The 14959-nt window shown below is 37.5% G+C and carries 15 protein-coding genes; all 15 read left to right on the top strand.

The window, feature by feature from the left end; all coding sequences use genetic code 11:
- The first annotated feature begins 132 nt into the window (after nt 1-132).
- Nucleotides 133-2520, top strand: coding sequence for a 3-hydroxyacyl-CoA dehydrogenase/enoyl-CoA hydratase family protein (locus ACERII_RS21230; RefSeq protein ID WP_373644973.1), 2388 nt, complete (start codon nt 133-135; stop codon nt 2518-2520).
- A gap of 25 nt (nt 2521-2545) precedes the next feature.
- Nucleotides 2546-3724, top strand: a complete 1179-nt coding sequence (locus ACERII_RS21235; protein WP_373644974.1) for an acetyl-CoA C-acetyltransferase — start codon at nt 2546-2548, stop codon at nt 3722-3724.
- Between the two features lie 37 nt (nt 3725-3761).
- A complete protein-coding gene (locus tag ACERII_RS21240) occupies nt 3762-5543 on the top strand; it encodes an acyl-CoA dehydrogenase family protein (protein ID WP_373644975.1) in 1782 nt (593 codons plus the stop codon).
- A 488-nt stretch (nt 5544-6031) separates the two neighbouring features.
- Entirely contained in the window at nt 6032-6196 is a 165-nt protein-coding gene (locus ACERII_RS21245) for a hypothetical protein (RefSeq protein ID WP_373644976.1), read from the top strand.
- 163 nt (nt 6197-6359) lie between these two features.
- Nucleotides 6360-6719, top strand: coding sequence for an arsenate reductase family protein (locus ACERII_RS21250; RefSeq protein ID WP_373644977.1), 360 nt, complete (start codon nt 6360-6362; stop codon nt 6717-6719).
- A 139-nt stretch (nt 6720-6858) separates the two neighbouring features.
- Nucleotides 6859-7242 carry a glycine cleavage system protein GcvH gene (gene gcvH / locus ACERII_RS21255; protein ID WP_373644978.1) on the top strand — a complete coding sequence of 128 codons (384 nt, stop codon included), beginning with the start codon at nt 6859-6861 and terminating at the stop codon, nt 7240-7242.
- Nucleotides 7243-7374: 132 nt separating this feature from the next.
- Complete coding sequence (locus ACERII_RS21260; protein ID WP_373644979.1) at nt 7375-7701, top strand: DUF2553 family protein; 327 nt, start codon at nt 7375-7377, stop codon at nt 7699-7701.
- Between the two features lie 311 nt (nt 7702-8012).
- Nucleotides 8013-9287 (top strand): MFS transporter, encoded by a 1275-nt coding sequence (locus tag ACERII_RS21265; protein WP_373644981.1) that lies wholly within the window; start codon nt 8013-8015, stop codon nt 9285-9287.
- 65 nt (nt 9288-9352) lie between these two features.
- Nucleotides 9353-9694 (top strand): hypothetical protein, encoded by a 342-nt coding sequence (locus tag ACERII_RS21270; RefSeq protein WP_373644982.1) that lies wholly within the window; start codon nt 9353-9355, stop codon nt 9692-9694.
- 177 nt (nt 9695-9871) lie between these two features.
- The gene (locus tag ACERII_RS21275) at nt 9872-10237 is read left to right on the top strand and encodes a carboxymuconolactone decarboxylase family protein (RefSeq protein ID WP_373644983.1); all 366 of its coding nucleotides are present in this window, start codon (nt 9872-9874) and stop codon (nt 10235-10237) included.
- A gap of 271 nt (nt 10238-10508) precedes the next feature.
- The gene (locus ACERII_RS21280; protein ID WP_373644984.1) at nt 10509-10649 is read left to right on the top strand and encodes a YuzK family famiily protein; all 141 of its coding nucleotides are present in this window, start codon (nt 10509-10511) and stop codon (nt 10647-10649) included.
- A gap of 496 nt (nt 10650-11145) precedes the next feature.
- Nucleotides 11146-11937, top strand: coding sequence for a Fe-S cluster assembly ATPase SufC (gene sufC, locus ACERII_RS21285; protein ID WP_373644985.1), 792 nt, complete (start codon nt 11146-11148; stop codon nt 11935-11937).
- A 27-nt stretch (nt 11938-11964) separates the two neighbouring features.
- On the top strand, nt 11965-13260 hold the full coding sequence (gene sufD, locus ACERII_RS21290; protein WP_373644986.1) for a Fe-S cluster assembly protein SufD: 1296 nt from the start codon (nt 11965-11967) through the stop codon (nt 13258-13260).
- Nucleotides 13260-14483 (top strand): cysteine desulfurase, encoded by a 1224-nt coding sequence (locus tag ACERII_RS21295; protein ID WP_373644987.1) that lies wholly within the window; start codon nt 13260-13262, stop codon nt 14481-14483. Before sufD ends, ACERII_RS21295 begins: the two co-directional genes overlap by 1 nt.
- Nucleotides 14470-14913: a Fe-S cluster assembly sulfur transfer protein SufU gene (sufU, locus tag ACERII_RS21300; RefSeq protein ID WP_373644988.1), complete on the top strand. Its 444-nt coding sequence runs from the start codon at nt 14470-14472 to the stop codon at nt 14911-14913. Before ACERII_RS21295 ends, sufU begins: the two co-directional genes overlap by 14 nt.
- Nucleotides 14914-14959 lie beyond the last annotated feature (46 nt).

Consider the following 14959-nt stretch of genomic DNA (forward strand, 5'->3'; position numbering starts at 1 on the left):
TTGCGTAAAAGAAAAAAATTCTATATAGTATTAAGTGTAATCATCATGAAAATAACGAAAAAAGAGGAGCACATTTTTTTTACAGAAAAAATGAATGAGTATTCATTCAAATTTAAATAAAGGAGGTAGCTTATGTTTGGGAAGGTAAAAAAAGTCGCGGTTTTAGGCTCAGGAATAATGGGGTCAGGAATAGCATCGCACTTAGCGAACGTAGGGATTCCAACGCTGTTGTTGGACATTGTACCTAGAGAGTTGACTAGTGAAGAAGAAAAAAGAGGGTTAACTCTAGAGCACCCCGCAATAAGAAATCGTTTATCTATCGAAGCCATTGAAAAGCTAAAAAAACAAAAGCCTGCACCACTTGCTAAGAAAGAAAATGCACAATTAATCCAGCCTGGAAATATGGAAGATCATATGGAGCTTTTAGGAGATGTGGACTGGGTGATTGAGGTTGTGGTTGAGAACCTCGACATTAAAAAGAAAGTTTTCACAGAAGTTGATAAATATCGAAAACAGGGGAGTATCATTAGTTCAAATACATCTGGAATATCCGTGGAGGCAATGGCTGAGGGAAGATCGAACGATTTCAAAAAACATTTTTTAGGAACTCATTTCTTTAATCCTCCAAGATACTTAAAGTTACTTGAAATTATTAGAACGAAAGATACTTCAGATGAAGTAATGGATTTCATGCGGTCCTTTGGAGAAGATGTTTTAGGGAAAGGTGTAGTAGAAGCAAAAGACACACCAAATTTTATCGCAAACAGAATCGGAACATATGGGTTATTAGTTACTGTTCGAGAAATGTTAGCTCGAGGTTTCTCGGTTGGCGAAGTGGATTCTGTAACTGGTCCAGCTATCGGTCGACCGAAAAGTGCAACATTTCGTACATTGGATGTTGTTGGTCTAGATACATTCCTTCATGTTGCTAAAAATGTATATGACCAAGTAGAAGGCGGTGAAAAAGCAGTATTTGACCCTCCTGAATTTATGAAGCAAATGGCGGAAAAAGGTTGGTTAGGAAGTAAATCAGGTCAAGGTTTTTATTATAAGAAGAAAACAGAAAAAGGTAGTGAAATATTAGAGTTGGATTTTGCAACGATGGAATATGTGGAGCGTAAAAAGTTAAAAGCTCCTTCTGTTCAGAAAAGTAAGCAAGCAAAATCAAAGGCTGATAAATTGAAAGCGCTTGTATACGCAAATGATCGTGCTGGGGAACTTATTTGGAACATCCTTAAGCCTGCTTTATTGTATTCGGCGGAAGTATGTTATGACGTAGCAGACTCTATTCGATCCGTGGATCTAGCAATGAAATGGGGATTCGGATGGGAGCTTGGACCTTTTGAAACGTGGGATGCCATTGGTTTAGAAAAATCAGTGCAACGGATGGAAGAAGAAGGAGAAGCCGTTCCTGATTGGATTAAAGATATGTTAGAAAAGGGATATACGTGTTTTTACAAAGGATTTAATGAATACTTCCATAATGGTGAATATGTAACAGCGGAAGTGAATCCAAAGGTAATTAATATAAAAGCTGTAAAAGATGGAGACAATGTTGTTTTCAAAAACTCTGGTGCATCCTTAGTTGACATAGGTGATGATATTGCTTGCTTGGAGTTCCACTCTCCTAATAATTCCATTGGTCTAGATGTAATGCAGATGATTAATAAGTCTGTTGAAGAGGTTGGAAAAAACTATAAAGGGCTTGTTATAAATAATCAAGGAAAGAACTTTTGCGTCGGTGCTAACTTAATGATGATTTTAATGGAAGCACAAGATATGAACTTTCCAGAAATTGATCTTGTTGTACGGCAATTTCAAAAAGCAATGGCAAATATTCGGTATTCTTCCAAGCCAGTTGTTGCAGCACCATTTGGGATGACATTAGGTGGAGGAACGGAGATTTGTCTACCATCAGCAAGCATTCAAGCGTCTCTTGAAACGTATATGGGCTTAGTAGAAGTAGGTGTTGGGCTCATTCCTGGTGGAGGAGGAAATAAGGAACTGTATTTACGCCAAATTGAGCGTTTACCAGAAGGGGCGCAAATCGATCTTCAGGCAATCGCAAATCAAGTGTTTGAAACAATAGCAACTGCCAAAGTTGGCACTAGTGCGCAGGAAGCAGCTCAATACGGCTTTATTCGACCTGTTGATGGCATCAGTATAAACGGAGATCATTTATTGCATGATGCAAAACAGAAAGCTCTACATCTATATGAATCAGGTTATCAACCACCAAAACGGAAGAAAATCCCTGTTGTTGGTGAGACTGGATATGCAACGATGCTATTAGGTGCAAAACAGATGTTTTTGAGTGGGTACGCTTCAGAACATGATATGAAGATTGCCGAGAAATTAGCATTTGTTATTGCTGGTGGGCGAGTTGCAAAAGGAACAGAAGTGGATGAACAATATCTATTGGATATTGAAAGAGAAGCATTCTTAAGCTTAGTTGGTGAACCGAAATCACAACAACGCATGCAGCACATGCTAGCAAAAGGAAAACCATTACGCAACTAATTTTTCGATAAAGGAGGGGAATAGCTTGAGAGAAGCGGTAATAGTAGCAGGGGCAAGAACTCCTGTTGGAAAAGCGAAAAAAGGTACGTTAGCCAAGGTTAGACCAGATGACTTAGGTGCCATTACGATAAAGGAAACGTTGAAGCGAGCTAAAGACTTCGATGCAAGTCGAATTGAGGATGTCATTTTCGGGTGTGCCATGCCAGAAGCGGAACAAGGAATGAATATGGCTAGAAATATTTCCGCATTAGCCGGTTTACCAGAATCTGTACCGGCGATAACGATAAATCGATATTGCTCTTCTGGGTTGCAAAGTATTGCATATGCAGCAGAGAGAATCATGCTAGGACATTCGAAGGCGATTCTTGCTGGTGGTGCTGAATCTATGAGTTTAATACCTATGGGTGGGCACGTAATTGCGCCTAATCCATCGTTAGTAGAATCTGCACCAGAGTACTATATGAGTATGGGGCATACAGCGGAGGAGGTTGCTCGTCGTTTTGAAGTAAGTCGGAGTGATCAAGATGCTTTTGCCGTAGAAAGTCATAAACGTGCAGCGAGGGCTATTGCGGATGGGAAGTTTAAAGATGAAATTGTACCAGTTCCAGTAATGATGCGCTCCATAAATGAGAAACATAAGCTTGTAGAAAAAGAAATAGTGTTTGATACAGATGAAGGGGTTAGAGAAGATACACGGTTAGAAACGTTAGGAAAACTACGACCGGCTTTTAACATCAAAGGTTCCGTTACTGCAGGGAATGCTTCACAGATGAGTGATGGAGCTGCAACAGTTCTTGTCATGGATCGAGAGGAAGCAGAAGCGGACGGTTTAACTCCTCTTGTAAAATTCCGAGCATTTACTGTAGCGGGTGTAGCTCCAGAAATTATGGGAATTGGACCTGTTGAAGCTATACCAAAAGCAGTAAAGTTGGCAGGATTACAAATGGAAGACATAGGGTTATTTGAATTAAATGAAGCATTTGCCTCTCAGTCCTTACAAGTTATTCGTCACCTCGGATTAGATCAAGACAAAGTGAACGTGAATGGTGGTGCCATTGCATTGGGGCATCCATTAGGATGTACAGGGACAAAGCTGACGTTAAGCTTAATTCACGAAATGAAACGTCGTGGGGAGCAGTTTGGAGTAGTAACAATGTGTATCGGTGGCGGAATGGGCGCAGCTGGTGTGTTTGAATTATTGTAGTTTCATAGATTCGTAATATCATTTAGGAGGAATGAACATGACTACAGCAGATAAAACAGTTCGTGGTGGCGGGTTTCTATTAGAAGAATTAGCGCCAGATCAAATATATACTCCAGAGGATTTTACAGATGAGCATGTAATGATTGCAAAAACAACAGAGGACTTTATTTTAGATAAGGTAACTCCTGAGATTGAAAAAATAGAAGAACATCAATTTGATATTTCAGTAAGACTCCTTAAGGAAGCAGGCGAACTTGGGCTACTAGGGGCAGATGTACCTGAGGAATATGGTGGAATAGGCTTAGATAAAATCAGTTCTTCCCTTATTACAGAGAAGTTTGCATTAGCTGGCTCCTTCTCATTATCTCACGGTGCGCATGTAGGAATAGGTACTTTACCAATTGTTTATTTTGGAACAGAAGAGCAAAAGGAAAAGTATTTACCAGAGCTAGCTACTGGAGAGAAAATTGCTGCCTATGCTCTCACGGAGCCAAGCTCAGGTTCAGATGCATTGAGCGCAAAAACAACCGCGAAGTTAAACGATGCAGGAACGCATTACATTTTAAACGGGGAAAAACAATGGATTACCAATGCAGGCTTTGCGGATGTGTTTGTTGTTTATGCAAAAATTGATGGAGAACATTTCACAGCGTTTATTGTGGAGCGTGATTATGAAGGGGTATCCACAGGACCAGAAGAGAAAAAAATGGGGATTAAAGGCTCTTCTACTAGAACGGTAATATTAGAAGATGCGTATGTTCCGAAAGAAAATGTTCTAGGAGAGATAGGGAAAGGGCATGTTATCGCCTTTAATATTTTAAATATTGGTCGTTATAAGCTTGGAGTTGGCTGCGTAGGGGGAGCGAAATACGGCATTGAATTATCTGCTAAATACGCAAATGAGCGAAAACAATTTAAGCTACCTATATCAAAATTTACGTTAATCCAGAAAAAGCTTGCTGAAATGGCTGCTAAAACATATGCAGCAGAAAGTACCATTTATCGAACTGGTGGATTAATTGAAGATGCTTTTGCAAAACTATCCGATGAGGAATTAAAAGATGGTGTTGCGATCGGAAAAGCAATTAGTGAATACGCAATTGAATGCTCCTTAAACAAAATTTTCGGGTCAGAGGTAATGGACTTCGTAGCGGATGAAGCGGTTCAAATCCATGGTGGTTATGGATTCATGTCCGAATATGAAGTAGAAACAATGTATCGTAATTCACGTATAAACCGTATTTTTGAAGGAACAAATGAAATTAACCGTATGCTTGTTCCTGCAACCATTATGCGTAAAGCAATGAAAGGTGAATTACCATTGTTAGAGCAAGCTGGTTCCTTACAAGAGGAACTCATGATGATGATGCCGCAAGAAGTGGGGGATGAACCTTTAGAGCAAGAAAAATACTTGCTTGAGAATGCCAAAAAGATTTTTATGATGGTTGCTGGTACTGCTGTTCAGACTCATGGAGAAAAACTCCAGAAAGAACAGGAGCTACTAGCTAACATAGCTGACATTGTCTCTGATATCTACAGCATTGAGTCGTGTGTTCTTCGTACAGAAAAGGCGATCGCGAAGGATGGACTTGAAAAAGCAAATCAGAAATTATTAATGACAGAAGTTTTCACACAAGAGGCCTTTAACCGTATTGAATCTGTGGCGAAAGAGTCACTTGTTGCACTGGATGAAGGAGATAGTGTGCGCACCATGTTATCCATTTTGAAAAAATTAACTCGCCATAACCCAGTTAATGTTGTAGCGAAAAAACGAGAGATTGCTGCGAGAATTATTGAAGCAGAAAAATTTGTTTTGTAGTTTAGAATGACCTTGTTGACAAGTTTGGGGCACTAACCTGCCCCAATATCATAACCTTTCCTTTATGTGGAAAGGCATTCTTCTCTCTGAAAGTGGAAGGATCCGTAGCAATTGAGTTACGGGTTCTTTCACTTTTTTGATTAATCTGTAGTTTGCTGAGTTGTTGTCGACATATTACGACAAATTGTTAGATATCATGCTCCAATTGTTAGATAGCATGCTCTGATTGTTAGATAGCATGCTCTGATTGTTAGATAGCATGCTCCAATTGTTAGATAGCATGCTCTGATTGTTCGAGTCATACCCTTAATTGTTAGATATTTCATTCTATCTAAGGAAACTTCGACCCTGTTAGTACCAAAATCGGCTTAGAACCAGAAATATGATAGTCTAATCATTAAATTGCTACCTCCTGAACTAACAAAAGAATCAAATACTACTTTTTAAAGTTCTGTACATACTAAAACAAAAAAGGAGGCCACACATCCATGACCAAAAAGCCTGATAATGAATTTATGAATGTAGTTCGTATTGATGGTACTGAGGAATTTGCTAAAGAAACTACCCCATCTACAGCATCTATCCAGGAAACATATGAGATACTATCAGATAAAGATACAGAAAATAAAAACACTCAACATAATAACATTTAGAAAAAGTGAGGAACGTTGATTGGATGAGTGACTTATTTGTAGCATAACGAATTGTGTACCGTCTTCTTAATTAGAAATAGCAATGTGAATGTAATGTGGGATTTTGTCAGATCACAGTAAATGATGATAAAATAAAGGGAGATTGGATAAAGGAGGAAATACAATGAGTTTGACTTTTTATCAATATCCCCAATGTGGAACGTGCCGTAATGCAAAGAAGTGGCTTGATGAACACGATTTATCTTATGAAGCAGTCCACATCGTAAATGATCCCCCTTCTAAAGAAGTACTTAAAGGTTTGTATGAAAAAAGCGGTTTGGAACTAAAGAAATTCTTTAATACGAGTGGGAAGAAATATCGAGAATTAGGTGTGAAAGATAAAATAAAAACATCAACGGAAGAGGAGCTTTTAGAACTCCTTGCATCCGATGGTATGTTGATTAAGCGACCTATTGTGACAGATGGAGAAAAAGTTACTGTAGGATTTAATGAGGAACAATTTGCTACAACTTGGAAAAATTAATGTAATTTGTATTGATTCGATAAGTGAATTTGTACTATAGTTTAGATGGTAGTATGAATAAGAACTGTATTATACATAATGTAATAATGTGTTTGCAGCGTAGTTCATTATTTTAGAACATAAACGGAGGGATCCTAAAATGAGTTTACCAAAGGATTTTAAGTATTCAGAAGAGCACGAATGGGTAAAAACAGAAGATGGAAAAGTGCGTATAGGTATTACGGACTTTGCACAGTCCGAGTTAGGGGATATAGTTTTTGTTGAACTTCCAGAGGTTGGAGATGAAATTGCAGCAGACGAGCCGTTTGGTAGTGTCGAATCTGTAAAAACAGTATCAGAGCTATATGCACCAGTTAGTGGTAAAGTTGTGGAAGTGAATGGAGATTTAGAGGATTCTCCCGAGTTTGTTAACGAGTCCCCTTACGAAAAAGCTTGGATGATCGTTGTAGAACTTTCTGACGCTTCTGAATTAGATAAATTATTGTCTGCAGAAGATTACGAAAAAATGATTAGTGAAGAATAATTAATTGATAAAAAGTGTAAAAGGTGTGACAACCTTCTTACACTTTTTTTTATGGGTAATGTTTCAACGTCTTATGACTTATACTCCAGCTAAAAATACAGATAATAAAAGTAAGGAAGGAGGGAAAGTAACATGAGCAAAGATCAAGACCTTTACCGCGAAATAAATAGTGAACATTCGAAAACTGTTGACCCTTCTTTACAAAATGAATCTCAAGAAATCACTCAAACTCGAGTGGAGATAACAGAAGATGTAGCGCATAAACAAGAAGCAGATGGGGAAACAGGGATTTATCTAAAGGATAAAAAGATAGGACGAATTAAAAGTCAAGGTCAGCAACATATGTATGAAATGGCTGAAGGGTTTGAATTGGAAAATGAAAAAATTTTTAAAAAGGAGAAAACAGTGCAGCAGCAACCAAAAGCGTATGTGGAAGGCTGTGACATGGGTTGGTGTTAACGTTTGTGAATAAATAAGCAAGAAAAGCTCGCTCGATTCATTCTTCGGGCGAGCTTTTCTGTCGAAAAATACACAAATATTTTTCTTTCCAAAACAGTGGGTTTTAGGCTATGATAAGTAATGGAATTTAGAGACTCGAAATAGTTAGCAACTCTAGTTTTAAAAAACGAGGGGTTAGTTAGAGCTTAATTAACAGGAGTGAGCGTTAATACAAGTGTGAATTGGCAGCTGTTGTCTTCTCCTATTTTATTAGATTTAACAAAGAGATTTTCAAAAATAATATATATAAAGTCGGAAGGCAGGAATAAAGAATGAGTAGTTTTGTGGGGGAATGGTCCACACAATTTAAAGGATACAACCAAAACGTTCGGTTGTTTTTAGTAGGATCCACCTTGGCCAATATTGGTATGGGGATTTTTATGATTATTTACAATTATTATATAAGAGAGCTAGGCTACGATGATCAAATGAACGGTTCTGTCATAGCGATGCAATCTATTGCAGCGGCGTTACTTCTTTTACCAGCAGGGATTTTGAGCGACCGAGTTGGTCGGAAAAAAGTAATTTTAATTGGGGGGCTATTTGCAGCTACCAGTTTACTATTAAGAGCAACTCTTTCGCTTGAGGTTTTACTTCTAGGTACCGCATTTTTAACAGGTGCATTTATGGCATTTATTCAAGTTTCTTCTATTCCATTACTAGCAGAAAACTCCACTGAAAAACAAAGGGTCCATCTATTTAGCTTTAACTTTGCAATCATTATGATAGCGAATGTTGTTGGAAATACATTAGGTGGAACGTTAAGTGACTTCTTTCATTATATCGTTGGTATGAGCTCATTATGGAGTATTCGTCTAACACTATTAATCGGTGCAGCTTTCTTTTTCTCTGCGGTAATACCTTTCTTGAAAGTTCGTGAGGAACGAAAGCTTACAGAAAAAAACGTGCAAGAACGTTCACTCAAAAAATTATTTACAACTCACAATCATGGAATAAAAATAATTTTACTTTTCGCAGTTGCGCAAATAATTATCGGATTTGGTTCAGGATTAGTAATTCCGTATTTGAATCTATACTTTGTAGATCGCTTTGAAATTTCACATACATTAGTGGGGCTCATTTTATCTGGAGGTCAAGCGATGACGGCTGTAGCGCTATTAATTGGCCCGGCAGTTGTAAATAAAGTTGGAGAAGTGAGAGCGGTAGTAATGCTTCAGTTAATGTCCATTCCTTTCTTATTGTTAACAGCTTATACACAAAATTTATTTTGGGCAGTATTTGGTTTTCTCTTCAGACAGGCACTTATGAATGCGGGGAATCCGATTCAAATGTCACTAATGATGAAGAGTGTAGATGATTCTATTAAAGGATTGGCTAATTCTGTTGGCCAGGCAGTATTTATGTTAGGGTGGGCAGTGATGGGGCCAGTATCAACAACCATTGTTATGGTACATGGTTCCTATACAGGTTATGCCATTGTTTTCACCATTACCTCTATCTTATACGTTATTGGAACAACCTACTTTTTCTTTGTTTTCAGAAACCCTGACCGATTTAACAAAAAACTGTCACATAACGCTGTCTAAATTAAAGGGAAAAGTCCTATGAGAGTAGAATATATTAGAAAGAATGTTTTTAAGGCGGGATAAACATGTACCAACTACTCTCTTCCTCTGTAGAAAGAATTAAAAATTCCCCACATATGAGTGAGATGCTAGGCAAATCTAGTATTTCTGTCTGTGTTATTTGTGAGGACGAGCAATGGTTAGTCATATTTCGTGGACGTGATATAGAAATAGAATCGGTAAAAAGTACAGTTGGAGATGTGGTTATTGAAGGAGACTTGGAAGCATACCGACTTTTGTTAAACGGTGAAGATTTCCTGCTTTCAATGAAAAGACGCGGAGAACTAGGAGTCAGTGGGAATTTAAAAGATTTATTATTGTTGGAATCACTATGGTATTTAAGTAAAAGCAATAGAACAACAAAGTAAGCATGTTATCATTCTTAGGAACTTGATAGCATGTTTTTTTGTTTTTGAAAAAACATGACGATCGTTTCGTATGTGATGATGAACACTTCATAGTAAAAATAACAATTCTAGGACATGTTTTTCCCAAAAAAACGAATAATACTATTGTTCATATTTATTAAAGAAGGATGTGCTTTTATGGAAAATAATCAAACGAGTTCTGTTCATGAGGCTTTACTCCATTACAAAGCGGGAGTGGGGCAATTTACGAAACAGATGCCAGAAATTGCTAGTAAGTATAACGAGTTTGCGGAAGCCTGCTTTAAAGAAGGAAACTTATCACAAAAAGAGAAACAGCTAATTGCATTGGGGATTAGCATTTATTCTCAGGATGAATATTGCATTATTTATCATATGAAGGGTTGTCTTGATCATGGATGTACCAAAGAAGAAATATTAGAAGCGGTTGGAGTTACTGGTGCATTTGGTGGGGGAGCAGCCATGAGTCAAGGTGTTACATTGGTAGAAGAATGCTTACAAGAGTTCGGAAACGATATTCATTAAATACTTAACATTTTATATCTGAAAGGAAAAGAGAGAATAGTGTGGTAATTGTAGATAAAACATCGATGATGCACTGTGAGGTTTTATATCGTGGGTATGTCAGAGAATATAACATCATATGCTTTTTGGCATACATTTTTGTAGATGGTAAGATAAATCACGTAATAAAAAACAATCGAATTCTATAGAGGAACTCGATAAAAACGTGAAAGGAAAGTGATTTATTATCCATCAGTTACAATTGAACTACACTACGGAGATGGAAAAAGCTATGTTTCAATCTTACGGAATAGGATACGAGGAATATAATCGTAAACTAGAGAATCGTATGAAAGTGGAGAAAGCTAGAGAGAAGGATTATCACAAATCTATCTCGATTGTAAATGAATATAATCGTCAAATGCATGCATAAAAAAGAATGCGCCATTGTGGAATTTCCATGATGGCGTATTTTCCATTTATTTTAGCAAAACATATATAAGAACTCTTAAACGATATTCATTCTCAATTAGAACGAGAAAAATAAGTCCTATTGAGAATATGTCGTTTTTTTTGAATTGACTCAACTAAAATTTTTATTTAGTGAATCGTCCTTGTGTCAAGAGGGAAGTCCGGAATAAATGTGGAGAAATAACGAAGATTTTACCGAAAAATCATTAAAATACATACATTGTTTAAGTGGAAAGAAAAAAGTTTAAGTGTTTATTCTTGAAAATATAAGTTCCTTTCTCTTGAACTCACATTTCATTTGATATAAGATTGTAATGAGAATAAATTGAGAATGGAACGTAACGTGGTAATCACCTAAATTCCATCTTATCACGTTTGTTAGTATTCCTCAAAAATTGAGGGAGAGCGAGCAAACTTAGTTATAATTATTAATGTAAAAATAAATGGAGGTATGTACAATGTCTACACCTAGTCTAAAGGTTGAAGATCTTCATGTATCTATTGAAGAAAAAGAAATTTTAAAAGGATTTGGTATCGAAGTGAAGGGTGGAGAAATCCATGCAATCATGGGGCCGAACGGAACAGGGAAATCTACTTTAGCGTCTGCTTTAATGGGTCACCCGAAATATGAAGTAACTAGTGGATCAGCTTCCATCAACGGAGAAGATCTTTTTGAAATGGAAGTAGATGAAAGAGCACGTGCTGGTTTATTCTTAGCTATGCAATACCCAAGTGAAATTAGCGGTGTTACAAATGCAGATTTCGTTCGCTCTGCAATTAATTCCACTCGTGAAGAAGGAGACGAAATCTCTCTAATGAAGTTTATTCGTAAAATGGATGAAAAGATGAACACATTAGAAATGGATGAGTCTTTTCAACATCGTTATTTAAACGAAGGTTTTTCTGGTGGAGAAAAGAAACGTAATGAAATTCTACAATTAATGATGTTAGAACCAAAAATTGCAATCCTGGATGAAATTGATTCTGGGTTAGATATCGATGCATTAAAGGTTGTATCCCAAGGGATTAACCAAATGAGAGAAGAACGTAAAGACCAATTCGGATGTTTAATTATTACTCACTACCAGCGTCTACTTAACTATATCAAACCAGACTTCGTACACGTAATGATGCAAGGTAAAATTGTAAAATCTGGTGGACCTGAATTAGCTGAACGTCTAGAAGCAGAAGGTTATGACTGGATTAAAGAAGAATTAGGAATTGAAGACGAAACAGTAGGTCAAGAATAACGTACGGTTTTAGGAGGAGGAATGAAGATGACAACGGAAACAACATTTCCAGTGAATAAAAGCGATGTAGCAAGCTTCTCTAAAGACCGTCAAGAGCCACAATGGCTTACTGACTTGCGTTTATCGTCTTTAGAGAATGTTGATTCATTAGAACTACCAAAGCCGGATAAAACGAAAATTCAGAAGTGGAATTTTTCTAATTTTGATCTTAAGGCAAATGTTACGGAAACATCTGTAACAGCTTCTATAAAAGAGTTAATTGGTAGTGAAGAAAATGTTCAAGCATTGGTAGCACAAAAAAATGGAGTAACACTTTCTAAAAAATTAGCTTCATCTTTAACGGAGAAAGGTGTTATTTTTACCGACTTTGAAACGGCAGTGAAAGAGCATAGTGAGCTTGTAGAGAAATACTTTATGTCAGAAGCTGTTTCTACAAATGAACATAGACTTACTGCTTTGCATGCAGCGCTAGTGAATGGAGGAACATTTGTCTACGTTCCGAAAAATGTAGAAGTGGAAATACCTTTACAAGCTGTCTACGCACAAGAAGGTACGTTTGGATTATTTAACCACGTATTAATCGTTGCTGAAGCAAATAGTTCTGTAACATATATAGAGAACTATATTACTGAAGGAGAAGCTGTAGAAAAGGTTGCAAATATTGTTGCAGAAGTATATGTAGCTGATAACGCAACAGTTCACTTTGGTGCAGTAGACAACTTCTCAGCGGAAACAACTACGTATGTAAACCGTCGTGGTCAAGTGAACGGAAAAGATGCAAAAATTTATTGGGCACTTGGACAAATGAATGACGGAAATACAGTATCAGAAAATACAACGTACTTACATGGTGAAGGATCGTATGGAGATACGAAAACAGTATCTATCGGTCGCGGAAAACAAGTACAAAACTTTACAACGAATGTTATCCATTTTGGTAAAAACTCTGATGGGCAAATTTTGAAGCATGGTGTTATGAGAGATGAAGCTACTTCTATCTTTAACGGTGTTTCCAAAATCGAACACGGAGCTACAAAAGCGAATGGGGAACAAACCGAACGTGTACTTATGTTAAGCGAAAAAGCACGTGGTGATGCAAATCCTATCCTATTAATTGATGAAGATGATGTTACAGCAGGTCATGCTGCTTCTGTAGGTAAAATTGATCCGATTCAAATGTTTTATTTAATGAGTAGAGGATTATCTCGTCGTGAAGCAGAAAGACTTATCATTCATGGTTTCTTAGAGCCTGTTGTAGGTCAGTTACCAATTGAATCTGTAAAAGAGCAATTAAAAGAGGTTATAGAAAGGAAAGTAAACTAATGAATGTACAGGAAGTCCGTCAAATGTTCCCGATTTTAAATCAAGAAGTAAATGGGCATCCTCTTGTATACCTTGATAGTGCGGCTACATCTCAAAAGCCAAAGCAGGTTATTGATGCGATTGATGACTATTACCGTCGCTATAACTCTAACGTTCACCGAGGGGTACATACCCTTGGTACGTTAGCAACAGATGGGTATGAAGGTGCTCGTGATAAGGTGCGATCCTTTCTTAATGCAAGTAGTACAGAGGAAATCATTTTTACTCGTGGAACGACAACTGCAATTAACTTAGTAGCTACTAGCTATGGACGGGCGAATGTGGGTCCAGAAGATGAGATTGTAATCACTCCGATGGAACATCATAGTAATATTATTCCTTGGCAACAGGTAGCAAAAGCTACTGGAGCTACGTTAAAGTATCTTCCATTACAAGAAGATGGATCGATTGATCTTAAGGATGTGGAAGAAACCATATCAGAGAAAACAAAAATTGTTTCTGTTATGCAAGTCTCTAATGTATTAGGAGCAATTAATCCAATTAAAGAAATTACGGCTATCGCGCATAAACATGGTGCTGTCATGGTGGTTGATGGTGCTCAGAGTACTCCACATATGAAAGTGGACGTAAGAGATTTAGACTGTGATTTCTTTGCGTTTTCCGGTCATAAAATGTGTGGTCCTACTGGCATTGGGGTACTTTATGGTAAAAAGAAGCTGTTAGATAAAATGGAGCCAATTGAGTTTGGTGGAGAAATGATTGATTTTGTTGGACTTCAAGAATCAACATGGAAAGAACTTCCTTGGAAATTTGAAGGGGGAACACCTATCATTGCGGGCGCCATTGGTTTAGGAGCTGCCATCGATTTTTTACATGAAATTGGTTTGGAAAATATTGAAGCACATGAGCATAAACTAGTACAGTACGCTATGGAGCAATTATCAGAAGTAGATGGAGTAACGATCTATGGACCGAAGCATCGAGCTGGTCTCGTTACATTTAATTGTGATGATGTGCATCCACACGATGTAGCAACAGTATTAGATGCAGAAGGTATCGCGGTGAGAGCGGGGCATCACTGTGCACAACCATTAATGAAGTGGTTGGACGTATCTGCCACAGCTCGTGCAAGTTTCTATCTTTATAATACAGAGGAAGACGTAGATGCTTTCGTAAAAGCATTAATAAAAACAAAGGAGTATTTCGGAAATGTCTTTGGGTAATAAACTCGACACATTGTATCGTCAAGTAATCATGGATCATTATAAAAACCCACGTAACCGCGGAGAGATGGAAGATGACGATTCGCTTACTGTGAACATGAACAATCCCACTTGTGGAGATCGAATTCAGCTTCAGATGAAAGTGGAAGATGGAAAAATTTCAGATGCTAAGTTTGTTGGTGAAGGATGTTCCATTAGCATGTCATCTGCATCGATGATGACGCAAGCTGTGAAAGGGTTATCTGTTGATGATGCAATGAAGCTTTCTGAAATTTTTTCCAACATCATGCTAGGAAAAGAGTATGATGAAGAAGCCTTTGATTTAGGTGATATTGAAGCACTTCAAGGCGTTGCCAAGTTTCCAGCGAGAATTAAGTGTGCAACCCTAGCCTGGAAGGCGATGGAAAAGGGTTTAAATACAGAAGAATAATACTTGTAAATCGGAATACCTTTGTTTCCACTACGTAAATAGTGTA

The organism is Evansella sp. AB-rgal1, assembly GCF_041820985.1.
In the GTDB taxonomy this organism is placed as follows: Bacteria; Bacillota; Bacilli; order Bacillales; family Salisediminibacteriaceae; genus Evansella.